Here is a 22,167-nt window from a genome sequence, read left to right as displayed (position 1 = left end):
TTGGCGACGTTGTTTATTAGGTCCCCGTTTATTGGATCGTAGGATGGGTGCAACCCATCGGTTCCGATGGTGATGGGTTTCACCCATCCTACAAAGCTGGCCACGCCAGCTTTTTCGCGGCCATGGGCCGCTCCTACGGTCTCGACCTGTAGGAGCGCGCCATGCGCGCGATTGGCGACGTTGTTTATTAGGTCCCCGTTTATTGGATCGTAGGATGGGTGCAACCCATCGGTTCCGATGGTGATGGGTTTCACCCATCCTACAGAGCTGGGTAAACGGTGCGCCGCGTACGCACCGTTCACCTGGCCCCCCCCCCGAATCAGTTCCTGATCTCGATCTGCAACTGCGCGCCTTCCACCGACTGCCAGTAGTCGTCCGACTGGTCGTTGGTGAGCAGCTTGCCGCTGAGCTGGTAGGGACCTTGCACCGCGGGCTTCGGGGCAAACAGTTCCGGTAGCAGCGGCTTGCTGTCGGGCAACGACTCCTCGGGGCTGAGCGTCTCGACCAGTTCCCTTGGCAGGCTGAGATCGAGCCCGGCTGTGCTGTCGACCCTGGCCGGCGCGGTCCTGGGTTCGAAACCGGGCGTCTTCGGCGTGGGCCGGTCCTTGGCGGGAGGCTGGGTTTCCGGCTTGGGTGTACGTGGAGCCCCGGGTTTGGCCGGCGGCTTGGAGGATTCGGGCGAAGCTGGCGGCAGCACCGGAGTCGCCGGCTTGACCACGGGAGGCTTGGGAACCGGCGCGCTAGGCGGAATCTTGGGGTCGGGCGGCGCATCCTCGCCGCAAGCGGCGAGGAGCGCGAGAGCCACGGCCAGGCTCAGGGGACGGAGGATGCGTTTCATCATCGACCACTGCTGGATACGGATACCCTATGCTCGCCCGCCACCGGGAAGCTGGCAAGTCGCTCAGGGCGCGTCATTCAGTCGCTTCAGCTCCGCCTCGATATCCAGCTTGGGATAGTCGCGCTGTAATTGCCGGTGCAGTCGCTCCGCCTCCTCCTTCCGACCATCGCGGCGCAACTCCAGCAGGCGCTTCAGGCTGTGCTCGGGCTCGGCCGGCGGCGCTTCGGCACGCTGCTCGGCCAGTTCCGCGGCATCGGCCAGGGGCGCCGATTCGGCCTGTATGCGGGCGGCGACGGGCGCGGCCTGGCGCTTGGCCGCTTCCATGGGCGGCGGCACGGCGGAGGCCTTGGCTTGCGGTGCCGGCGCGCTGTAGGTCATGGGCGCGACGGGGGCGTCGAAGGTCTGCGGAGCCTGGTCCAGATTGCGCCAGGTCAGGCTCAGGCCGATGCCCAGGCAAGCCACTCCGGCCAGCGCCAGCGGCCAGCGCGGCTGCGTACCGCCGGCGCCGAACCAGCGCCACAGCCGCAGCCAACGCGACGGCGACGGTTGCCGGCTGGCCTCGCGGGCGGCGGCGAGAATGCGCGCATCCAGCGCCGGAGAAGGCTCGTCCTGGCTGTGCTGGCGGAAATGCGCCAGCAGTTGCTGTTCGTGCTCGGGTTCACGACCCGGCTGGCGGGGCATGGTCATGCGGATACCTCCTCGGCGGCGGTCGGGTCGGCGAGCAGGCGCCGCAGCTTGTTCACGGCGTAGCGCAGCCGGCTCTTCACGGTTTCCGCCGGGGTCTGGGTCAGTTCGGCGATCTCGACCACTTCCAGATCGCCATGGGCGCGCAGCAGGAACACTTCGCGCTGTTCGGGCGGCAGGTCGTCCAGGGCAGCCTGCAAGCGCTCGCGGTCGCGGGCAAGGCCGAGCTGCTGCTCGGGCGTCGGCCCCGGGTCCGGCTCGGCGTGCTGGCGCTCGTCGTACTCATCGTGCAGCGCCTGGCGCTTTCCCAGCTTGCGCCAGTGATCGACCAGCCGGTTGCGGGCGATCTGGTACAGCCAGGTCTTGAACTGCACCGCGTCGCGCTGCTCGCTGTCGCTGCGGATCAGGCTCAGCCAGGTTTCCTGGAATACTTCCTCGGCCAGCGCAGGATCGCCACACAGGCCGCAGAGGAAACGGAACAGGCCGAGGCGGTGCCGCGCATAGAGCGCGGCGAAGGCCTCGGTGTCGCCGCGCCGGTAGCGACGCAGCAGTTCGGCGTCGCCCAGCGGGCTGTCGGTGGCGGGGATGGCGGTCACGCTCATTCGGCCCTGGCAGTGGTGGGTGGGGAATTCTGCGCCGAGTGCAGGCTGGAAGCCAGTTCGACCAGTTGGACGAACTCGCCGCGCAGCCCGAAGCGGTCCTCGCCACGGGCGCCACGCGCGAGATTGGCGCTGGCGGCCATGTCGAAGTCGCCGGTGTACCGGCCGCCCTTGAGCTGCTGGGCGAAGGCCGCCACCGCCGTGGCGAAGCGCAGGTCGTCGCTGGCCTCGGCGATCGGCCGAACCTCGCCGGCGGCGATCGGCACCTCCAGCAGGCGGCTGCTCTCCTCTTCCGGCGCCTTGTAGCGGATGCGCAGCCAGGCCAGTTCATCGCTGTCCGTGGTCGGCTCGGGCGCCTTCCGGTAGCGCAGCGGCTCCAGCCAGCCCTTGGCGTCGGCCGGGACGATCTCGTACAGCGCGGTCACCGTGTGCCCGGCGCCGATCTCCCCGGCGTCGACCTTGTCGTTGCTGAAGTCCTCGCGCTCGAGCTGGCGGTTCTCGTAGCCGAGCAGGCGGTATTCGCTGACCTGCGCGGGGTTGAACTCGATCTGTAGCTTCACGTCCCTGGCGACGGTGGCGAGGGTGGAGCTGAGTTGGTCGACCAGCACCTTGCGCGCCTCGCGCAGGTTGTCGATGTAGGCGTAGTTGCCGTCGCCGGCATCGGCCAGTTGCTCCATCAGCCGCTCGTTGTAGTTGCCCGTGCCGAAGCCCAGGGTGGTCAGCGACACACCGCTCTTGCGCTGGTCGGCGGCCAGTTGCCTGAGGCTGTCGAAATCGCTGATGCCGACGTTGAAGTCGCCGTCGGTGGCCAGCAGGATGCGGTTGATGCCGCCGGCGATGAAGCCCTGCCGCGCCTGCCGGTAGGCGAGCTGGATACCCGACTCGCCGGCCGTCGAGCCGCCAGCGCGCAACTGCTCGATGGCCGCGCGGATCTTCACCTTGTCGCGGCCGGAAGTCGGCTCCAGCACCACCCGCGATTCGCCGGCGTAGACCACCAGCGACACCTTGTCCTCGCTGCGCAACTGCTCGACCAGCAGCTTGAGGGCGCCCTGTACCAGCGGCAGTCCCTCGGGACGATCCATGGAGCCGGAGACGTCGACCAGGAACACCAGGTTGGCCGGCGGAAGCTCCTCGACGCGCTTGTCCGAAGCCTTGATGGCGATGCGCAGCAGACGGGTCCGGGGATTCCACGGGGTCGCCGCCAGCTCGGTGCCGACGCCGAACGGAGCGTCGCCCTGCGGCAGCGGATAGGCATAGGGGAAGTAGTTGACCATCTCTTCCAGGCGCACCGCCTCCGCCGGCGGCAGGCGGCCGCCGTCGAGGAAGCGGCGCACGTTGGCGTAACCGCCGGTGTCCACGTCGATACTGAAGGTCGACACCGGCGTCTCGGCCACCGCGTGCACGGGGTTGTCGTCGAGACGCTGGTACTGCTCCCGTCCCTCGTCGCGGTAATACGGCAGGGCCGCATCGGCCAGCGGCGCCGGCATTGCCGCAGGCACGGCGTACAGTTCGGCGCGTGCGGCGAGCTTGGCCTGGGTGGCCGGCTGGCTACGGGTTTCTTCCAGCGGTTGCGGCGCGGACTGGCCGAGTGGGGCCTCGGGCGACGAGGCGTTGCAGGCGGCCAGTGCGAGCAGCAGGCCGCCGACCAGCGGCGGACGAATCGGGGTGGGTAGCATGGCGTTTCTCCTGGGCGAACGATCCATTCGCTCAGGTAGACGAACTGCGACGGAAATCCGGGTTAACCGCTATCCGTCGCAATGCCGGCCCTGCGTCGTCAAGGCTCTAGCAGTTCGATACGCGTGATCTCGTCCGGACGCAGGGCAAAGCTGGCTTCGCCGGCGCCGCTGCCCAGGTTGCGGCGGATGACGATCTGTCCGGCGGTGTCGATGCCGGTGAAGCGCCCCTCGGCCTGGGCACCGCGCACGGTTTCCACGCGCATGGCGAGGTTCTGGTAACGGCTCGGGTTGCTTTGCAGGCGATCGAGGCTGAAACGCTGGCGGCGGTCCAGCGCCCGGCTGGTGGCGACGCTCGCCGAAGGATCCACCTCCGTCCCCCGCGAGGCCGCCACGGGCTCGGCCGGCAGAACCGGGAAGCGGTCACCCTGCACGCGCCAGCCACGGGTGCCTTTGCGCAACAACAGCGGCAAACCTCGTACCTGCCCGTCGATGATCGCCTCCACCTGCAGGTCGAGGCTGGCGGCCGGCAGGTTGACCGGCGGCAGGTTGTGCAGTTGCACGTCGCGGGTGGCGAAACGGCGCTGCAGGTAGTCCTCGATCACATAGTCGAGGGTATCCCGCGAGTCGTACCCGGTATCGACCTTGCCGTCGCGATAGCGCAGGCGGTCGCTGAACAGCTCGACGCGGCCGGTCAGCGCGGTCCTGAACTGCGGCGGCAGCACCAGGTGGAAGTCGCCCACCAGCTTGTTCGGAGCCTCGGGCTCGAGTTTCAGGTGCAGGGTGTAGCCGCGACTCAGGCGGCGTGCCTCGGGCAACTCCTGCTCCGGCAGCAGCCAACTGACCAACACTTCCGGCTGCGGGCCGGAGTCCTGCGGCAGCACGTCGACCTCGACCGCTCCCTTGACCGGTTGCAGCAGGCGGATGCTGATCTCGCGGCGGGCGAAGAAGTCCTGGCCCTCGCGCAGGCTCAGCACGCCATCGATCAATTCGCCCTGTTGCGGGGCGAAGGGCTGGCCATTGAGCTCTCCGTGCAGCCTGAAGGTCAAGTCGGTCGGCGTCTTCACCTCGGGCTGCAGCCAGCGCAGGCTGAAGATTTCCTCCAGGCGTTGGCTGTCGCGGCTGGCCAGCAGCGTCAGGCCGACCACCAGCGGGATGAACCCCAGCGCGCCGAGCACCACTGCCTTGCGGGCGACCCGCCAGTGACGCAGCGCGTAGACCAGGTTCAGCGGCGGCAGCAGACTGGCGATCCCCCACAGCAGGCCGGTACCGAAGGCGAGCATGACCAGCCAGACCAGGCCGGTGAGGATCAGCAGCAAGCCGCCGAGAATCAGCAACGCATCCATGAAGCTTCCTTCTACAGGTCGCGAACCGACCGGCGTCGCGTCCCGATCAAGGTTCGTCGACCTTGAAGTGGGCACGTGCCGTGGCTATCGGCTCGGTCTGGGTAGTCTGCCAGGCGGTGATCGCCACGTTGGCGACGCGGCGACCCTGTCGCCAGACCTGGCACTGGGCATAGGTGTCACGATAATGACCGGCGCGCAGGTAATCTATCGAGAAGTCGATGATTTTCGGCAAATGTGGAATGCCCATGAACATCAGCAGGTGGAGCATCGCCGCATGCTCCATGAAACCGGCGATCACCCCGCCGTGGATCGCCGGCAGCATCGGGTTGCCGATGCAGTCCTTGTTCGCCGGCAGGCGGAACACCATGTCGTCGCCCAGGCGCAGGCACTCGATGCCGAGCAGCCTGGCGTAGGGGATCAGGTCCAGCAGCGTGTCGTAGTCGTTCTTCTCGTGGGCTTCGGCGACCAGCTTGTTGAGGTCCATGTTCATTGCCCGCCCTCCTTCCCGGCCAGGTTGGCGATCGGCTTGCCCATGCGCATGAAGGTGCCCACCACGTGGGCGATCGGCTGCGCGGGGTCGTCCTGGTAGGCGTAGCCACGGGTGAAGATGACGTTGTGGGTGACCCGGTAGCACTCGGCGAACCCGTAGATGTCCTTGTGCGGCTCGGCCGGGTGCATGTAGTCGATGCGCAGGTCGAGGGTCGGGCAGACCTCGAAGTCCGGCAGCACGCAGACCGTGGAAATGCCGCAGGTGGTGTCCATCAGGGTGGTGATCGCGCCGCCGTGGATCACCCCGGTTTCCGGGTTGCCGATGATCTGCGCGCTGTACGGCAAACGCAGGATGAGGCCGTTGGCATCGGCACTGTGCACCGTCATGCCAAGCACCTGGCAATGGCGCAGGACGCCGAGGAAGCGCTGTGCGCGCTCCACGATAGCGATGTCGCTCATGAATCTTGTCCGCTACTGGGTATTGAAAAGGGGCGCATGATACTCGCTGCCGTCGCGAACGGCACCGCAAACGCCCTTTCGGTCACGCATTGCATGGAACTTCCGCCGGTAGTGGCGCTCCAATCTTCAACTTTTGGATATGTCACCACCGGAGAGTGAGTCATGCGTAAACCCCTGAGCTATGCCCTGATCCTGGCCGCCACCCTGGGCCTCGCCGCCTGCGAAAAGACCCCGGAAGAAAAGATGGAGTCAGCCAAGGAATCTGCGGCTGACGCCGTGCAATCCGCCGGTGATGCCGCCAAGGAGGCCGGCTCGGCCATCCAGCAGAAGGCAGAGGAAACCGGCGAGGCCATCTCGCAGAAAGCCGACGAGGCTGGTGAAGCCATCAAGGAAAAGGCCTCCGAGGCGGCCGACGCGACCGAGCAAGCGGTCGAAGACGCCAAGGATGCCGTCAAGGAATAGTGCCCGTCCGCACGACCCGACATGCCAAGGCCCGCCAATGCGGGCCTTGTGCTTTCCGGGTCATTCGCTTTTCTCCTTCGGGAGCTCCACCGTCACCGCCGGCGTCTGCACCATCACCTCCAACACGTCGGAATGGAACTCGCGCCGGTACAGCACCAGCACCACGCCGGTGGTGACCAGCATGAACAGCCAGGGGGTGATGAACCAGGCGAGGATCGCCATGCCGAAATAGTACGAGCGCAGGCCCAGGTTGAACTGGTTGGCGGCCATCGAGATGACCCGCGCCGCACGCTCGGCGAACGCCTTGCGCTCCTGCTCGGTGACGTGGCGCTCGCCGATCATCGGCGCCGAGCCGACCAGCACTGCGGCGAAGTTGTACTGGCGCATGCACCAACTGAAGGTGAAGAAGGCGTAGACGAACACCACGGCCAGGCAGAGCAGCTTGATCTCCGACAGACTGCGCGTGGTCTGCTGCACGAACGGCAGGTCGGCGAGCAACGACACCGCGCGCTCCGAAGCCCCCAGCAGGGTGAGGATGCCAGCCAGGATGATCAGCGTGCTGGAAGCGAAGAACGAAGCGTTGCGCTCGAGATTGCCGATCACGTTGGCATCGGCGATGCGGTTGTCGCGCAGCATCAGGCGGCGCATCCAGTCTTCCCGGTACAGGTGCAGGACACTGGCCAGGCAGGCCGTATCCCTGCCCTTCCAGATCGCGTAACGGGTATACCCGAGCCACCAGGCCAGGAACCACAGCACCGCCAGCAGATTTTCGTCGAGCGCGAACATACCAACTCCTTGTATAGGCCCGGCGATTATAGCCAGCCGCACCTGTCCCGCGGGCATGAAAAAGGCCGCCCGCATGCGCCATGCGGGCGGCCTTTCATCTCGTCACTCAGGCCAGTTGCGCCTGGGGCTTGCCCAATGCCCGGTCGACGGTCGCCGCCAGGGCCAGGGTCACCAGCACCGGCACCAGCCAGCCGAGGCTCTGCCCGGCCAGCGGCAGGCGGCCGAACAGGTCCGGCACCAGTTGCGAGAAGCCGGCGGCGGCCAGGCCATCGACCACACCGAACACCAGGGCCACCGCCATCACCGGCACGAACACTCGGGACGACGACACCCACAGGCGGTCCGCCAGGCTCAGCGCCACCAGCACGATGGCCAGCGGATAGAGACCAACCAGGACCGGCACCGAGACGGCGATCAACTGGGTCAGGCCTTGGTTGGAAACCGCCAGGCTGAACAGGGTCAGCACGATCACCACGGGCTTGTACGGAACCTTCAGCAGGTCACTGAAGAACTCGCCACAGGCGGCCATCAGACCAACGCCGGTGGTCAGGCAGGCCAGCGTGATGACCACCGCCAGCAGCACGATACCGGCACTGCCGAAAGTGTGTTGCACGTAGGCAGTGAGGATCTGCCCGCCATTCTGCGCGTCACCGGCCAGTTCCTGGCTGGTGGCGCCGAGGTAGAACAGCGACAGGTAGACCAGCGACAGGCCGATGGCGGCGATGATCCCGGCGATCACCGAATAGCGGGTGATCAGGCTCGGCTCGGATACGCCGCGATCGCGGATCGCCGTGGCGATGACGATGCCGAACACCAGCGCGCCCAGCGCATCCATGGTCAGGTAGCCTTGCAGGAAGCCCTGGGTGAGGGCCGCGTTGCGATATTCGCTGGTCGACACGCCAATATCGCCGGCCGGCGCGAACAACGCGGCACAGCCGAGCACCAGCAAGGCGGCGATCAGCACCGGGGTGATGATCTTGCCGACCCGGTCGAGCAGTTGGCCCGGGTTCAGCACCAGGAACAGCACGGCTGCGAAATAGGCCGTGGTGTAGGCGAACAGCGCCGTGGCGCTTTCGCCGGTGAACGGCACGATGCCGACCTCGAAGGATGCCACCGCGGTGCGCGGCGTGGCGAACAGCGGGCCGATCGCCAGGTAGACGGCGACCGCCAGGGCCACGCCGGCGAACCTGCCGATCGGCGCGGTGAGGGTCGGCAGGCCACCGCCCACGCGGGCCAGGGCCACCACGGTGAGCAGCGGCAGGCCGACGCCGGTGAGCAGGAAGCCAATGGCGGCCTGGGCGAGGTTCTCCCCCGCCGCCATGCCGGCGCTGGGTGGAAAGATGATGTTGCCCGCCCCGAGGAACAGGGCAAAGGTCATGAATCCCAGAGCCAGCAGGTCCAGGCTTTTCAAACGAGTCATAGAGGGAAATACCGCTTACAGAAGGTCATGAGTTCCGGGGTTTCCCAAGGGATCAGGGAAAACGTCATCCGCCCGTTTGGGGCGAACCTTTGCAGCGCGCGCCTACCCTTTTGGGGCATCTTCGCAGAATGGTTGCAAGCCTAACGAAACAGGCCCGCCGACGTCATTGACACAGGTCAGACTGTCCAATAACGGCACGATTGTGTCGCCTGAACGCAAGATCACACAAAACGAAGGCCACCCGAGGGTGGCCTTCGTTCAGCTCAAGCCAAGGCGCCTCAGGCGTTCTTGACTTCCCAGCCAGTCAGCTCGGCCAGGGCCTTGCCGATGTCGGCCAGGGAACGCACGGTCTTCACACCGGCGTCCTGCAGGGCGGCGAACTTCTCGTCCGCGGTGCCCTTGCCACCGGAGATGATGGCGCCGGCGTGGCCCATGCGCTTGCCGGGCGGTGCCGTGACACCAGCGATGTAGGACACCACCGGCTTGGTCACGTTGGCCTTGATGTAGGCCGCCGCCTCTTCCTCAGCGCTGCCGCCGATCTCGCCGATCATGACGATGGCTTCGGTCTGCGGGTCTTCCTGGAACAGCTTGAGGATGTCGATGAAGTTGGAGCCCGGGATCGGGTCGCCACCGATGCCCACGCAGGTGGACTGGCCGAAACCGGCGTCGGTGGTCTGCTTCACGGCTTCATAGGTCAGGGTGCCGGAGCGCGAGACGATGCCCACTTTGCCCGGCAGGTGGATGTGACCCGGCATGATGCCGATCTTGCACTCGCCGGGAGTGATCACGCCCGGGCAGTTCGGGCCGATCAGGCGTACGCCCAGCTCGTCGCACTTGACCTTGGCGTCCAGCATGTCGAGGGTCGGGATGCCTTCGGTGATGCAGACGATCAGCTTGATGCCACCGAACGCCGCTTCCAGGATCGAGTCCTTGCAGAACGGAGCCGGGACGTAGATGACCGAAGCTTCGGCGCCGGTGGCTTCCACGGCTTCCTTGACGGTGTTGAACACCGGCAGGCCCAGGTGGGTGGTGCCGCCCTTGCCGGGGGTCACGCCGCCGACCATCTTGGTGCCGTAGGCGATGGCTTGTTCGCTGTGGAAAGTACCCTGCGAACCGGTGAAACCTTGGCAGATGACTTTGGTGTCTTTGTTGATCAGGACGCTCATTACTTACCCTCCGCGGCCTTGACGACTTGCTGGGCAGCGTCGGTCAGGCTGGTTGCCGCGATGATGTTCAGACCACTGTCGGCCAGGACCTTGGCGCCCAGGTCGGCATTGTTGCCTTCCAGACGGACCACGACCGGAACTTTCACACCGACTTCCTTGACGGCGCCGATGATGCCTTCGGCGATCATGTCGCAGCGGACGATGCCGCCGAAGATGTTCACCAGAACGGCAGCCACGTTGCTGTCGGAGAGGATGATCTTGAACGCTTCGGTCACGCGCTCCTTGGTTGCGCCGCCGCCTACGTCCAGGAAGTTGGCCGGCTTGCCGCCGTGCAGGTTGACGATGTCCATGGTGCCCATGGCCAGGCCGGCACCGTTGACCATGCAACCGATGTTGCCTTCCAGCGCCACGTAGTTCAGTTCCCACTTCTGCGCATGGGCTTCACGGGCGTCGTCCTGGGACGGGTCGTGCATGGCGCGCAGCTTGGGCTGACGGTACAGGGCGTTGGAGTCGATGTTGATCTTGGCGTCCAGGCAGTGCAGGTTGCCGTCCTTCTTGATCACCAGCGGGTTCACTTCCAGCAGGGCCAGGTCGTAGTCCTGGAACAGCTTGGCCAGGCCGACGAAGATGTGGGTGAACTGCTTGATCTGGTCGCCTTGCAGGCCCAGTTGGAAGGCCAGCTCGCGGCCCTGGTACGGCTGAGCGCCGACCAGCGGGTCGATGGTGGCCTTGAGGATCTTCTCGGGGGTGTCGTGGGCCACTTTCTCGATGTCCACGCCACCTTCGGTGGAAGCCATGAACACGATGCGGCGGCTGGAACGATCGACCACGGCGCCGAGGTACAGCTCCTTGTCGATGTCGGTGCAGGATTCCACCAGGATCTTGCTGACCGGCTGACCGTTCGCGTCGGTCTGGTAGGTCACCAGGTTCTTGCCCAGCCAGTTGGCAGCGAAGGCTTTCGCGTCTTCTTTGCTCTTGACCAGCTTCACGCCGCCCGCTTTACCGCGGCCACCAGCGTGGACCTGGGCCTTGACGACCCACTCGCTGCCACCGATTTTTTCGCAGGCTGCTGCGGCTTCTTCCGGGGTGTCCACGGCGAAGCCCTTGGATACGGGCAGGCCGTATTCAGCGAAAAGCTGCTTACCCTGATACTCGTGGAGATTCATGCTTGTCTACCGTCTTCGTTTAGGTATTGCGCATTTCGACGCTGCATTTGCCAATGCCGCGCCACCTGTGACTGCCATGCAGTCCGACGGGTGTTTCCGCGGTGAGCCTTCGGAAAGGCCCACGACGGGCAATCCGTCGTGGTTCTTCGTTGCAGAAATCGCTCACGGACATCGCGACACGGGCGGGTTCTTCGACCCGCCCGGCGTCACCGGTCCGTGGACGGCTTCTTAGCGCTTCTTGCGATTGGCGATGTGAATGGCGTGGCCGTTCACCGCCAGCGCCGCTTCATGCAGCGCTTCGGACAGGGTCGGGTGCGAGAACACCATCATGCCGAGGTCTTCGGCGCTGGTGCCGAACTCCATGCCGATGGCGCCCTGTTGCACCAGTTCGGCGGCGCTCGGGCCGATCACATGCACGCCCAGTACGCGGTCGGTCTTGGCATCGGCGATGACCTTGACTAGGCCGGTGGTGTCGTTGGCAGCCATGGCACGGCCGCTGGCAGCGAACGGGAAGGTGCCGACGTTGACTTCCACGCCTTCGGCCTTGAGTTGCTGCTCGGTCTTGCCGACCCACGCGATTTCCGGGTGGGTGTAGATGACCGACGGGATCAGGTCGTAGTTCATCTGGGCCTTGTGGCCGGCAATGCGCTCGGCGACCATCACGCCCTCCTCCGAGGCCTTGTGGGCCAGCATGGCGCCACGCACCACGTCACCGATGGCGTAGACGCCCGGAACGCTGGTTTCGCACTGGTCGTTGACGAAGATGAAGCCACGCTCGTCGAGGTTCACACCGCTGTCGGCGGCCAGCAGGTCGGTGGTCACCGGGCGGCGACCGACGGCCACGATCAGCTTGTCGAACACCTGCTTCTGCTCGCCTTCGGAGTCGGTGAAGCTGACGGTGACTTGTTTCTTCTTGATCTCGGTGGCGGTCACGCGGGCACCCAGGCGAATCTGCAGGCCCTGCTTGGTGAGGACCTTCAGTGCTTCCTTGGCGATCTGCTCGTCGGCGGCCGGCAGGAACTTGTCCAGTGCTTCGATGACGGTCACTTCGGCGCCCAGGCGGGCCCAGACGGAACCCAGCTCCAGGCCGATCACGCCGGCGCCGATCACGCCCAACTTCTTCGGCACGCTCTGGAATTCCAGGGCGCCGGTGGAGTCGACGATCACGTCCTGGTCGACCGGAGCCGGCGGGATTTCCACCGGCTTGGAACCGGAGGCGATGATCACGTGCGCAGCTTCCAGGACCTGGGCCTTGCCGTCCAGGCCGGTGACTTCCACCTGCTTGTTGGCCAGCAGCTTGCCGTGGCCTTCCACCAGGGTCACGCCGTTGGCCTTGAACAGCGCACCGATGCCGCCGGTCAGGTTCTTAACGATCTGGGTCTTGCGAGCGATCATCGCCGGTACGTCGATGGTCACGCCCTTGGCTTCGATACCGTGGATTTTGAAGCCCTCGTGAGCCTCGTGGTACTTGTAGGAGCTGTCCAGCAGTGCCTTGGACGGAATGCAGCCCACGTTCAGGCAGGTGCCGCCCAGGGAGACCTTGCCGTCCTTGCCCTGGTACTTCTCGATGCAGGCAGTCTTCAGGCCGAGTTGAGCTGCCTTGATCGCGGCTACATAGCCGCCGGGGCCGGCACCGATGACTACCACGTCGAATTTCTGGGTCATAACTGATTCCTTCTCGAATGGAGCGGACGGCCCCTTGTGGGGGCCGCCGAGGGGGAATACTGGATAAGGAGCCTGGGGCGGCTTCTTAGATATCCAGCAGCAGACGAGCCGGGTCTTCCAGCAGGTCTTTCATGGTAACCAGGAAGGTCACGGCTTCCTTACCATCGATCAGGCGGTGGTCGTAGGACAGCGCCAGATACATCATCGGCAGGATCACCACCTGGCCGTTCACGGCCATCGGGCGCTCCTGGATCTTGTGCATACCAAGGATCGCGGTCTGCGGCGGGTTGACGATCGGGGTCGACAGCAGCGAACCGAACACACCACCGTTGGAGATGGTGAAGGTACCACCAGTCATGTCTTCGATGGTCAGCTTGCCTTCTTTGGCCTTCTTGCCGAAGGCGCTGATGCCGCCCTCGATCTCGGCCAGGCTCATGTGCTCGGCGTTGCGCAGCACCGGAACCACCAGGCCACGGTCGCTGGACACGGCGACGCCGATGTCCTGGTAGCCGTGGTAGACGATGTCGTTGCCGTCGATCGAGGCGTTGACGCCCGGCTGGCGCTTCAGCGCTTCCACGGCGGCCTTGACGAAGAAGGACATGAAGCCCAGGCGCACGCCGTTGTGGGTCTTCTCGAACAGGTCCTTGTACTTGTTGCGGAGGTCCATGATCGGCTTCATGTTGACCTCGTTGAAGGTGGTCAGCATGGCCATGGAGGACTGGGCCTCGACCAGGCGCTCGGCGACCTTGGCGCGCAGGCGGGTCATCGGCACGCGCTTCTCGACGCGGTCACCGGCAGCGAACAGCGGCGCCTCGGCGGCCGGGGCAGCCGGCTTGGCGGCCGGAGCCGGAGCGGCTTTCTTGGCTTCGACGGCGGCCAGTACGTCTTCCTTGGTCACACGGCCACCCTTGCCGGTGCCGGCGATGCTGTTCGGGTCGAGGCCGTTCTCCTCGGCCAGCTTGCGGGCGGCCGGCGAGAGGATGGCGTCTTCCGCAGCGGCGGCAGGCGCGGCGGCCTGTGCAGCCGGGGCGGCAGCGGCAGGTGCGGCGGCCGGAGCGGCTGCAGCGGCGCCTTCGTTCAGTTTGCCCAGCAGTTCGCCGCTGAGCACGGTGTCGCCTTCGTTCTTGACGATTTCGGCGAGCACGCCGTCGGCTTCGGCGAGAACCTCCATCACCACCTTGTCGGTTTCGATGTCGACGATCAGTTCATCACGCTTGACCGCGTCGCCCGGCTTCTTGTGCCAGGTCGCGACGGTGCCGTCGGCAACCGATTCGGGGAAAGTCGGGGCTTTGATCTCGATAGCCATTATCAGGATTCCTTAAATTCGAGTTCTTCTTCGAGAAGGAGCGCCAGGGGCGATGCGACGATTCCGGAGGCCGATCGATTCGGCCCGTTCCATCCTCTCTCGCCGCCTGGCAGTCTCCTCAAGGTTCGAAGGCGTTAAACAGTAAAGGCGTCTTGCAGCAGTTTTTCCTGCTGCTCCGCGTGCATCGAGGCGTAACCGCAGGCCGGGGCAGCCGAACCATCGCGGCCGGCATACTCGAGGAACAGGCCCTTCTTGTGTGCGGTGGCGACGCGACGCATGTGGTGCTGGCTGCAATACCAGGCGCCCTGGTTCATCGGTTCTTCCTGACACCAGACGATGTGCTTGAGGTTCTTGTACGGTGCCAGCACTTCGGCCAGGTCTTCTTCCGGGAACGGATAGAGCTGTTCGATGCGCACGATGGCGATGTCTTCCCGACCTTCGGCACGACGCTTGGCCAGCAGGTCGTAGTACACCTTGCCACTGCACAGGATCAGGCGATCCACCTTCTTCGGATCGATCTGGTCGATCTCGCCGATGACAGTGTGGAACGAGCCTTCGGCCAGTTCTTCCAGAGTCGAGATGGCCAGCGGGTGGCGCAGCAGCGACTTCGGCGTCAGGGCCACCAGCGGCTTGCGCAGCGGACGGATCACCTGGCGGCGCAGCATGTGGTAGACCTGTGCCGGGGTGGTCGGTACGCAGACCTGCATGTTGTGCTCGGCGCACAGTTGCAGGAAGCGCTCCAGACGCGCGGAGCTGTGCTCAGGGCCCTGCCCTTCATAGCCATGCGGCAGCAGCATGGTCAGGCCGCACAGACGGCCCCACTTGTGCTCGCCGCTGGAGATGAACTGGTCGAACACCACCTGGGCGCCGTTGGCGAAGTCGCCGAACTGCGCTTCCCAGATCACCAGCGCGTTCGGCGTGGTGGTGGCGTAGCCGTATTCGAAGGCCAGCACGGCTTCTTCCGAGAGGAAGGAGTCGTACAGTTCGAAGCGCGGCTGACCGTTGTACAGGTGCTGCAACGGCAGGTAGGTGCTGGCGTCCTTCTGGTTGTGCAACTGCGCGTGGCGGTGCGAGAAGGTGCCGCGGCCGACGTCCTGGCCGGTCATGCGCACCGGGTGGCCTTCGAACAACAGGGTGGCGTAGGCCAGGTTCTCGGCGTAGCCCCAGTTGATCGGCATGCCGCCGGCGGTCATCTTGGCGCGGTCTTCCATCACCTTGGCGACCTGGCGCTGGAGTACGAAACCGTCCGGGATTTCCAGCAGCTTGCTGGCCAGGTCCTGGAGGGTCTTGAGATCGAAGCTGGTGTCGTGACGAGCGGTCCAGGCGTGACCCAGATAGGGGCGCCAGTCGACGAACAGTTCCTTGTTCGGCTCCTTGACCAGGCTCTTGACCACGTGCAGGCCATTGTCCAGCGCCGTGCGGTAGTCGTTGATCCGGGCCTGGGCGTCTTCCGCGGTCTGGGTGCCACGCTGGATCAGCAGGTCGGCGTACAGCTCACGGGTAGTGCGCTGCTTGGCGATCTGCTGGTACATCAGCGGCTGGGTACCGCTCGGCTCGTCGGCCTCGTTGTGGCCGCGACGACGGTAGCAGACCAGGTCGATGACCACGTCGCGCTTGAACTGCATGCGGTAGTCGACGGCCAACTGGGTGACGAACAGCACGGCTTCCGGATCGTCGCCGTTCACGTGGAAGATCGGCGCCTGGATCATCTTCGCCACGTCGGTGCAGTACTCGGTGGAGCGCGAGTCTTCCGGACGGCTGGTGGTGAAACCAACCTGGTTGTTGATCACGATGTGGATGGTGCCGCCCGTCCGGTAGCCGCGGGTCTGCGACATCTGGAAGGTTTCCATGACCACGCCCTGGCCGGCGAAGGCCGCGTCGCCGTGGATGGAGATCGGCAGCACCTTCTCGCCGCTGGCGTCGCTGCGACGATCCTGGCGGGCGCGCACCGAGCCTTCGACCACCGGGGAAACGATTTCCAGGTGGGACGGGTTGAACGCCAGGGCCAGGTGGACTTCGCCGCCCGGGGTCATGACGTTGGAGGAGAAGCCCTGGTGGTACTTCACGTCACCGGAGGACAGGCCCTCGACCTTCTTGCCCTCGAACTCGTCGAACAGGTCGCGCGGGTTCTTGCCGAAGGTGTTGACCAGTACGTTCAGACGGCCACGGTGGGCCATGCCGATGACGATTTCCTGGGTGCCGTAGGAGCCGGAGCGCTGGATGATCTCGTCCAGCAGCGGGATCAGGCTCTCGCCGCCTTCCAGGCCGAAACGCTTGGTGCCCGGGTACTTGGTGCCCAGGTATTTCTCCAGGCCTTCGGCAGCGGTCAGGCGCTCGAGCAGGTGGCCCTGCACTTCAGCGGAGAACGCCGGACGGCCGCGCACGCTTTCCAGGCGCTGCTGGAACCACTTGCGCTGCTCGGAATCGACGATGTGGGTGAACTCGGCGCCGATGGTGCGACAGTATGTCTCTTGCAGGGCCTGATGAATTTCCCGCAGAGTCGCCTCCTCCTTGCCGATGTAGAGTTCACCGGTGCGGAAGGTGGTGTCGAGGTCGGCGTTGGTCAGCCCATAGTGGTTGATCGACAGATCAGCCGGGGCCGGACGCTTCCAGAGACCGAGGGGATCGAGCTGGGAGGCCTGGTGGCCGCGCATGCGGTAGGCCTGGATGAGGCGGAGGACTTCGACCTGCTTCTTCTCGTGCTCGCTGCTGACGCTGCCAGCGGAAACCGGCTGGGCACGGCGCTGGTTCTTGGCCAGCAGGACGAAGTGATCGCGAATAGTGGAGTGCGAAACATCGTTCGCCACACTGCCGTCGGCGGGCAACTTCTGGAAGTAGGTCCGCCACTCTTCTGGCACGGCGTTCGGATCGTGCAGGTAGAGCTCGTAAAGCTCCTCCACATATGCAGCGTTGCCACCGGATAGGTGGGCGCTATTCCACATGCGCTGCATCACGCTTTCTTGCATGCTTGGTCACCCTCGGTAAGGGGCCACCACCGGCGTGGAAACCGCATCAGCTTTAAAAGTCCTTGGTCAGCGACTCGGGTAAAAGCCACTTCGGATCCCGCAGATAGTCCGGGTACCAGCCCGGATGCCCCTGCTGGTCTTCGATTTTCAAGTAGGAACCGCGACTTTGTGAGCTGCGGTTCGCCTAAAACCACGGCGCCGGACAATTCCGACGCCGCAGGGTACAGCTACAACGGTCTATCAGGTACCACTTTGCAGCAGCATGTTGCGTACGTGGCCGATCGCCTTGGTCGGGTTGAGACCTTTCGGGCAAACGTTCACGCAGTTCATGATGCCGCGGCAACGGAACACGCTGAACGGATCGTCCAGCGATGCCAGGCGCTCCTGGGTCTTGGTGTCACGGCTGTCGGCCAGGAAACGGTAGGCCTGCAGCAGTGCGGCGGGACCGAGGAACTTGTCCGGGTTCCACCAGAAGGACGGGCAGGAGGTCGAGCAGCAAGCGCACAGGATGCACTCGTACAGACCGTCCAGCTTCTCGCGCTCTTCCGGCGACTGCAGACGTTCGATGGCCGGAGCCGGCGTGTCGTTCTGCAGGTAGGGCTGCACCTTCTCGTACTGCTTGTAGAAGATGCTCATATCGACGACTAGGTCACGGATGACCGGCAGACCAGGCAGCGGACGGACGACCAGCTTGTTGTTCTTCACCACGCTGGACAGCGGGGTGATGCAAGCCAGGCCGTTCTTGCCGCTGATGTTCATGCCGTCGGAACCGCACACGCCTTCGCGGCAGGAGCGACGGTAGGAGAAGGTCACGTCCTGTTCCTTGATCAGGGCCAGCACGTCCAGCACCATCAGGTCCTTGCCGTCGATGTCGACCTGGAAGTCCTGCATGAAGGGCGCAGCGTCTTTCTCCGGGTTGTAGCGGTAAACGCTGACATTCAGAATTTTGGCTAGCGACATATCGGCCACCCTTAATAAGTACGAACTTTGGGTTCAAACGCCGGAACGGTCTTCGGCGCGAAGTTGACGGCACGCTTGGACACGCGCTTCTCACCCGGGAAGTACAGGGTGTGGCACAGCCAGTTTTCGTCATCGCGATCTTCGAAGTCTTCGCGGGCATGCGCGCCACGGGATTCCTTGCGGACCTCCGCTGCGATCGCGGTAGCCTCGGCCACTTCGAGAAGGTTCTGCAGTTCCAGCGCTTCGATACGCGCGGTGTTGAACGCCTGGCTCTTGTCGGCGATCTTCACGGTGGCGATACGCTCGCGCAGTTCGGCCAGTTGGGCGATGCCCTTCTGCATGTATTCGCCGGTGCGGAATACGCCGAAGTAATTCTGCATGCACTGCTGCAGCTCTTTACGCAGCGGAGCGACGTCTTCGCCGGTGCTGCGCTCGTTCACGCCAGCCAGGCGCTTGAGGGAAGTCTCGATGTCGGTATCGCTGGCGCCACGCACCTCGATACCTTCCTTGAGCGCCTTCTCCAGGTGCAAACCGGCCGCGCGACCGAACACCACCAGGTCGAGCAGCGAGTTGCCGCCCAGGCGGTTGGCGCCGTGGACCGACACGCAAGCCACTTCGCCCACGGCGAACAGGCCTTCGATGATCCTGTCGTTGCCGTTGGCATCCTGGGTGATGGCCTGGCCATGGATGTTGGTGGCGACGCCACCCATCATGTAGTGGCAGGTCGGGATGACCGGGATCGGCGCGACGACCGGGTCGACATGCGCGAAGGTCTTGGACAGTTCGCAGATGCCGGGCAGGCGGCTGTGCAGCACTTCCTCGCCGAGGTGATCGAGCTTGAGCAGCACGTGGTCCTTGTCCGGGCCGACGCCGTTGCCGGCGATCACTTCCTTGACCATGGAACGGGCGACCACGTCGCGGCCGGCCAGGTCCTTGGCGTTCGGCGCGTAGCGCTCCATGAAGCGCTCGCCGTGGGCGTTGATCAGATAACCGCCCTCGCCACGGCAGCCTTCGGTGACCAGTACACCGGCGCCGGCGATGCCGGTCGGGTGGAACTGCCACATCTCGATGTCCTGCACCGGCACGCCGGCACGCAGGGCCATGCCCACGCCGTCGCCGGTGTTGATCAGGGCGTTGGTGGTGGAGGCGTAGATACGGCCGGCACCACCAGTGGCCAGGACCACGGCCTTGGAGCGGATGTAGACGGTCTCGCCGGTCTCGATGCAGATGGCGATGATGCCGACGATGGCGCCATCCTGGTTCTTCACCAGGTCGACGGCGTACCACTCGTTGAGGAACGAAGTGCCGTTCTTCAGGTTGGCCTGGTACAGGGTGTGCAACAGGGCGTGACCGGTACGGTCGGCCGCCGCGCAGGTACGGGCCGCCTGGCCGCCCTTGCCGAAGTCCTTGGACTGGCCGCCGAACGGGCGCTGGTAGATGCGGCCCTGCTCGGTACGGGAGAACGGCAGGCCCATGTGTTCCAGTTCGAACACGGCTTCCGGACCCACGGAGCACATGTATTCGATGGCGTCCTGGTCACCGATGTAGTCGGAGCCCTTGACGGTGTCGTACATGTGCCAGCGCCAATCGTCGTTCGGGTCGGCCGAAGCGATGGCGCAGGTGATGCCGCCCTGGGCGGACACGGTATGCGAGCGGGTCGGGAAGACCTTGGTGACTACCGCGGTCTTGTGGCCACCCTGGGCGAGCTGCAGCGCGGCACGCATGCCAGCGCCGCCACCGCCAACGATGATGGCGTCATAGGAAAGAGTACGAATGTTAGCCATGAATCAGAAACCCCACAGAATCTGCACACCCCAGACGAACAGGACGAACTGAAGCACGCCGCAAGCCGCCTGGACGAGGAAACGCACGCCGGTCGCCCAACGACCGATGGCCATGGGGGTCAGGTAGTCGGTGGTGATGGTCCACATGCCGACCCAGGCGTGCACGATGAGCGCGGCCAGAGCCAGCAGGCTGAAGATGCGCATCGCGGAGTGTGAGAACAGTGCATGCCACTCGGCGTAGCCGAGGCCCGGATGCACCACGAGGTATCCGATCAGGAAGATGAAGTATGCCGCGAGAACGACCGCGGAAACGCGCTGGGCCATCCAGTCGTAGAGCCCGGAGCGTGAGAAGTTCGTTACGTTGGTTACCATACCCACACCCCCGCCAGGACGATCAGCACCGCGGAAACGGCGATGACGATTTTCGAGCCCAGCTTGCCGCCTTCCAGCGTCTCGCCGACCCCCATATCCATGATCAGGTGGCGGATACCTGCCACCAGGTGATACAGCAGAGCGGACAGCAGGCCCCAAGTCACAAGCTTGGCCAGCGGGCTGGTCAGACACGCTTTCACCTGCTCGAAGCCTTCCTCCGAACCCAGGGACTTATCGAGTGCGAACAGCAGCACGGCGATACCCAGGAAGAGGATGACACCGGAAATCCGGTGCAGGATGGACGTGTAAGCAGTGACTGGGAGTTTGATCGTCCTTAAGTCGAGGTTTACAGGTCTTTGGCTATTCACGGCTTTATTTTCACACTGAAGGGCCCCTAACGATCAGGGCAAAGTTGTCGGGAAGTGCACTGGTCAGGTACCCACTACCCAGGGAGTGCCAGCCTCCAGAATACAGGCCCTAAAGCCCCTGGCGGCCGGGCGCAGAGTATAGACAGTTAGGATACTAATGACAATGCAATGGCCACCCCCCAAAGGTCGATTGCGCGCCCTATATAAAAGGCGTAAATAGGCTTCCTTTTCCCCCGGAAATAACGCGCAAACCCCTCTGCCGCCTGGGTTTTCGCAAATTGACTTTCAAATTTATCTCTCTATAGTGTGGCGGGCCCTGCGTGGGGGGCAGTCTGGTGATTTCAAGCATAAATAGGAGGCCTCACAATGGCTGACAAAAAAGCGCAGTTGATCATCGAGGGCGCAGCCCCCGTCGAGCTGCCTGTCCTGAGCGGCACCGTTGGTCCCGATGTCATCGACGTGCGGGGCCTGACCTCCACGGGTCGCTTCACCTTTGATCCTGGCTTTATGTCCACCGCCTCTTGCGAGTCGAAGATCACCTACATCGATGGTGATAATGGCATTCTGCTGCACCGCGGCTACCCGATCGAGCAACTGGCCGAGAAATCCGACTACCTGGAAACCTGCTACCTGCTGCTCAACGGCGAGCTGCCGAGCGCAGAGGAAAAGGCCAAGTTCGTCAGCACCATCAAGAACCACACCATGGTTCACGAGCAGTTGAAGAGCTTCTTCAACGGCTTCCGCCGCGATGCCCACCCGATGGCCATCATGTGTGGTGTAGTTGGCGCCCTCTCCGCCTTCTACCATGACTCGCTGGACATCAATAATCCGCGCCATCGCGAGATTTCCGCCATGCGCCTGGTCGCCAAGATGCCGACCATTGCGGCGATGACCTACAAGTACTCCATGGGCCAGCCCATGATGTACCCGCGTAACGACCTGACCTACGCGGAAAACTTCCTGCACATGATGTTCAACACCCCGGCCGAGATCAAACCGATCAGCCCGGTGCTGGCCAAGGCGATGGACAAGATCTTCATCCTCCACGCCGATCACGAGCAGAACGCCTCCACCTCCACCGTACGCCTGGCCGGCTCCTCCGGCGCCAACCCGTTCGCCTGTATCGCCGCCGGCATCGCCGCGCTGTGGGGCCCGGCGCACGGCGGTGCCAACGAAGCGGTACTGACCATGCTGGACGAGATCGGCAGCGTGGAGAACATCGATAAGTTCGTGGCCAAGGCCAAGGACAAGAACGATCCGTTCAAGCTGATGGGCTTCGGCCACCGCGTGTACAAGAACTTCGACCCGCGTGCCAAGGTCATGAAGCAGACCTGCGACGAAGTCCTGGCCGAACTGGGCATCAACGACCCGCAACTCGAACTGGCGATGAGGCTGGAAGAGATCGCGCGCAACGATCCTTACTTCAAGGAGCGCAACCTCTACCCGAACGTGGACTTCTACTCGGGCATCATCCTCAAGGCGATCGGCATCCCGACCAGCATGTTCACCGTGATCTTCGCCCTGGCGCGTACCGTGGGCTGGATCTCGCACTGGAAGGAAATGCTCTCCAACCCGTACAAGATCGGCCGTCCGCGCCAGTTGTACACCGGCTACGACAAGCGCGACTTCGTGCCGCTGGAAGAACGCAACTAAGCGTC

22 protein-coding genes are annotated in these 22,167 nt (G+C 64.4%); 3 read left to right on the top strand and 19 right to left on the bottom strand.

What is annotated here, in order from left to right:
• From PSEWESI4_RS25080 to PSEWESI4_RS22400, 8 genes are all read right to left on the bottom strand, one after another.
• Nucleotides 1–254 (bottom strand): hypothetical protein (locus PSEWESI4_RS25080; protein WP_210768869.1); only part of this gene is annotated, 254 nt, incomplete at its 3' end.
• Between the two features lie 65 nt (nucleotides 255–319).
• Complete coding sequence (locus tag PSEWESI4_RS22430; RefSeq protein WP_187673441.1) at nucleotides 320–838, bottom strand: hypothetical protein; 519 nt, start codon at nucleotides 836–838, stop codon at nucleotides 320–322.
• A 63-nt stretch (nucleotides 839–901) separates the two neighbouring features.
• Nucleotides 902–1,525, bottom strand: a complete 624-nt coding sequence (locus PSEWESI4_RS22425) for a hypothetical protein (RefSeq protein WP_187673440.1) — start codon at nucleotides 1,523–1,525, stop codon at nucleotides 902–904.
• Nucleotides 1,522–2,124 carry an RNA polymerase sigma factor gene (locus tag PSEWESI4_RS22420; RefSeq protein WP_187673439.1) on the bottom strand — a complete coding sequence of 201 codons (603 nt, stop codon included), beginning with the start codon at nucleotides 2,122–2,124 and terminating at the stop codon, nucleotides 1,522–1,524. Before PSEWESI4_RS22420 ends, PSEWESI4_RS22425 begins: the two co-directional genes overlap by 4 nt.
• On the bottom strand, nucleotides 2,121–3,797 hold the full coding sequence (locus tag PSEWESI4_RS22415) for a vWA domain-containing protein (RefSeq protein ID WP_187673438.1): 1,677 nt from the start codon (nucleotides 3,795–3,797) through the stop codon (nucleotides 2,121–2,123). Before PSEWESI4_RS22415 ends, PSEWESI4_RS22420 begins: the two co-directional genes overlap by 4 nt.
• Before the next feature lie 98 nt (nucleotides 3,798–3,895).
• A complete protein-coding gene (locus PSEWESI4_RS22410; protein WP_187673437.1) occupies nucleotides 3,896–5,140 on the bottom strand; it encodes an MFS transporter in 1,245 nt (414 codons plus the stop codon).
• Between the two features lie 46 nt (nucleotides 5,141–5,186).
• Nucleotides 5,187–5,630 carry a PaaI family thioesterase gene (locus PSEWESI4_RS22405; protein WP_187673436.1) on the bottom strand — a complete coding sequence of 148 codons (444 nt, stop codon included), beginning with the start codon at nucleotides 5,628–5,630 and terminating at the stop codon, nucleotides 5,187–5,189.
• On the bottom strand, nucleotides 5,627–6,088 hold the full coding sequence (locus PSEWESI4_RS22400) for a PaaI family thioesterase (RefSeq protein ID WP_187673435.1): 462 nt from the start codon (nucleotides 6,086–6,088) through the stop codon (nucleotides 5,627–5,629). The genes PSEWESI4_RS22405 and PSEWESI4_RS22400 overlap by 4 nt, the downstream gene beginning before the upstream one ends.
• Before the next feature lie 162 nt (nucleotides 6,089–6,250).
• Between PSEWESI4_RS22400 and PSEWESI4_RS22395 the strand changes: the two genes are divergently transcribed.
• The gene (locus PSEWESI4_RS22395) at nucleotides 6,251–6,550 is read left to right on the top strand and encodes a hypothetical protein (protein WP_187673434.1); all 300 of its coding nucleotides are present in this window, start codon (nucleotides 6,251–6,253) and stop codon (nucleotides 6,548–6,550) included.
• Between the two features lie 60 nt (nucleotides 6,551–6,610).
• Here PSEWESI4_RS22395 and PSEWESI4_RS22390 read toward each other — a convergent pair whose 3' ends face one another.
• The 4 genes from PSEWESI4_RS22390 to sucC all read right to left on the bottom strand — a co-directional run bounded on the left by PSEWESI4_RS22390 (nucleotide 6,611) and on the right by sucC (nucleotide 11,088).
• Complete coding sequence (locus PSEWESI4_RS22390; protein WP_408004328.1) at nucleotides 6,611–7,336, bottom strand: DUF599 domain-containing protein; 726 nt, start codon at nucleotides 7,334–7,336, stop codon at nucleotides 6,611–6,613.
• A 106-nt stretch (nucleotides 7,337–7,442) separates the two neighbouring features.
• Complete coding sequence (gene brnQ, locus PSEWESI4_RS22385) at nucleotides 7,443–8,756, bottom strand: branched-chain amino acid transport system II carrier protein (protein WP_187673432.1); 1,314 nt, start codon at nucleotides 8,754–8,756, stop codon at nucleotides 7,443–7,445.
• A gap of 278 nt (nucleotides 8,757–9,034) precedes the next feature.
• Nucleotides 9,035–9,922, bottom strand: coding sequence for a succinate--CoA ligase subunit alpha (gene sucD, locus PSEWESI4_RS22380; RefSeq protein ID WP_187673431.1), 888 nt, complete (start codon nucleotides 9,920–9,922; stop codon nucleotides 9,035–9,037).
• Entirely contained in the window at nucleotides 9,922–11,088 is a 1,167-nt protein-coding gene (sucC, locus tag PSEWESI4_RS22375) for an ADP-forming succinate--CoA ligase subunit beta (RefSeq protein ID WP_187673430.1), read from the bottom strand. The genes sucD and sucC overlap by 1 nt, the downstream gene beginning before the upstream one ends.
• Between sucC and PSEWESI4_RS22370 the strand changes: the two genes are divergently transcribed.
• On the top strand, nucleotides 11,087–11,320 hold the full coding sequence (locus tag PSEWESI4_RS22370; protein ID WP_187673429.1) for a hypothetical protein: 234 nt from the start codon (nucleotides 11,087–11,089) through the stop codon (nucleotides 11,318–11,320). The genes sucC and PSEWESI4_RS22370 overlap by 2 nt on opposite strands.
• Here the strand turns inward: PSEWESI4_RS22370 and lpdA are convergent.
• From lpdA to sdhC, 7 genes are all read right to left on the bottom strand, one after another.
• Nucleotides 11,317–12,753 carry a dihydrolipoyl dehydrogenase gene (gene lpdA, locus PSEWESI4_RS22365; protein ID WP_187673428.1) on the bottom strand — a complete coding sequence of 479 codons (1,437 nt, stop codon included), beginning with the start codon at nucleotides 12,751–12,753 and terminating at the stop codon, nucleotides 11,317–11,319. The genes PSEWESI4_RS22370 and lpdA overlap by 4 nt on opposite strands.
• 85 nt (nucleotides 12,754–12,838) lie before the next feature.
• Entirely contained in the window at nucleotides 12,839–14,059 is a 1,221-nt protein-coding gene (gene odhB / locus PSEWESI4_RS22360; RefSeq protein WP_187673427.1) for a 2-oxoglutarate dehydrogenase complex dihydrolipoyllysine-residue succinyltransferase, read from the bottom strand.
• A gap of 134 nt (nucleotides 14,060–14,193) precedes the next feature.
• Complete coding sequence (locus PSEWESI4_RS22355; RefSeq protein ID WP_187673426.1) at nucleotides 14,194–17,025, bottom strand: 2-oxoglutarate dehydrogenase E1 component; 2,832 nt, start codon at nucleotides 17,023–17,025, stop codon at nucleotides 14,194–14,196.
• Between the two features lie 240 nt (nucleotides 17,026–17,265).
• Nucleotides 17,266–17,970: a succinate dehydrogenase iron-sulfur subunit gene (locus PSEWESI4_RS22350; protein WP_187673475.1), complete on the bottom strand. Its 705-nt coding sequence runs from the start codon at nucleotides 17,968–17,970 to the stop codon at nucleotides 17,266–17,268.
• A 26-nt stretch (nucleotides 17,971–17,996) separates the two neighbouring features.
• Complete coding sequence (gene sdhA / locus PSEWESI4_RS22345; protein WP_187673425.1) at nucleotides 17,997–19,769, bottom strand: succinate dehydrogenase flavoprotein subunit; 1,773 nt, start codon at nucleotides 19,767–19,769, stop codon at nucleotides 17,997–17,999.
• Between the two features lie 3 nt (nucleotides 19,770–19,772).
• Nucleotides 19,773–20,141, bottom strand: coding sequence for a succinate dehydrogenase, hydrophobic membrane anchor protein (gene sdhD, locus PSEWESI4_RS22340; protein ID WP_187673424.1), 369 nt, complete (start codon nucleotides 20,139–20,141; stop codon nucleotides 19,773–19,775).
• Nucleotides 20,135–20,509, bottom strand: a complete 375-nt coding sequence (gene sdhC, locus PSEWESI4_RS22335; RefSeq protein WP_187673423.1) for a succinate dehydrogenase, cytochrome b556 subunit — start codon at nucleotides 20,507–20,509, stop codon at nucleotides 20,135–20,137. The genes sdhD and sdhC overlap by 7 nt, the downstream gene beginning before the upstream one ends.
• A gap of 366 nt (nucleotides 20,510–20,875) precedes the next feature.
• On the opposite strand from sdhC, the gene gltA reads away from it, so the two are divergent.
• Nucleotides 20,876–22,162 (top strand): citrate synthase, encoded by a 1,287-nt coding sequence (gene gltA / locus PSEWESI4_RS22330; protein ID WP_187673422.1) that lies wholly within the window; start codon nucleotides 20,876–20,878, stop codon nucleotides 22,160–22,162.
• The last annotated feature ends 5 nt before the right edge of the window (nucleotides 22,163–22,167 follow it).

The organism is Zestomonas carbonaria (assembly GCF_904061905.1).
GTDB classification, from domain to species: Bacteria; Pseudomonadota; Gammaproteobacteria; order Pseudomonadales; family Pseudomonadaceae; genus Aquipseudomonas; species Aquipseudomonas carbonaria.
This window is presented reverse-complemented; position numbering and strand designations above follow the sequence as displayed.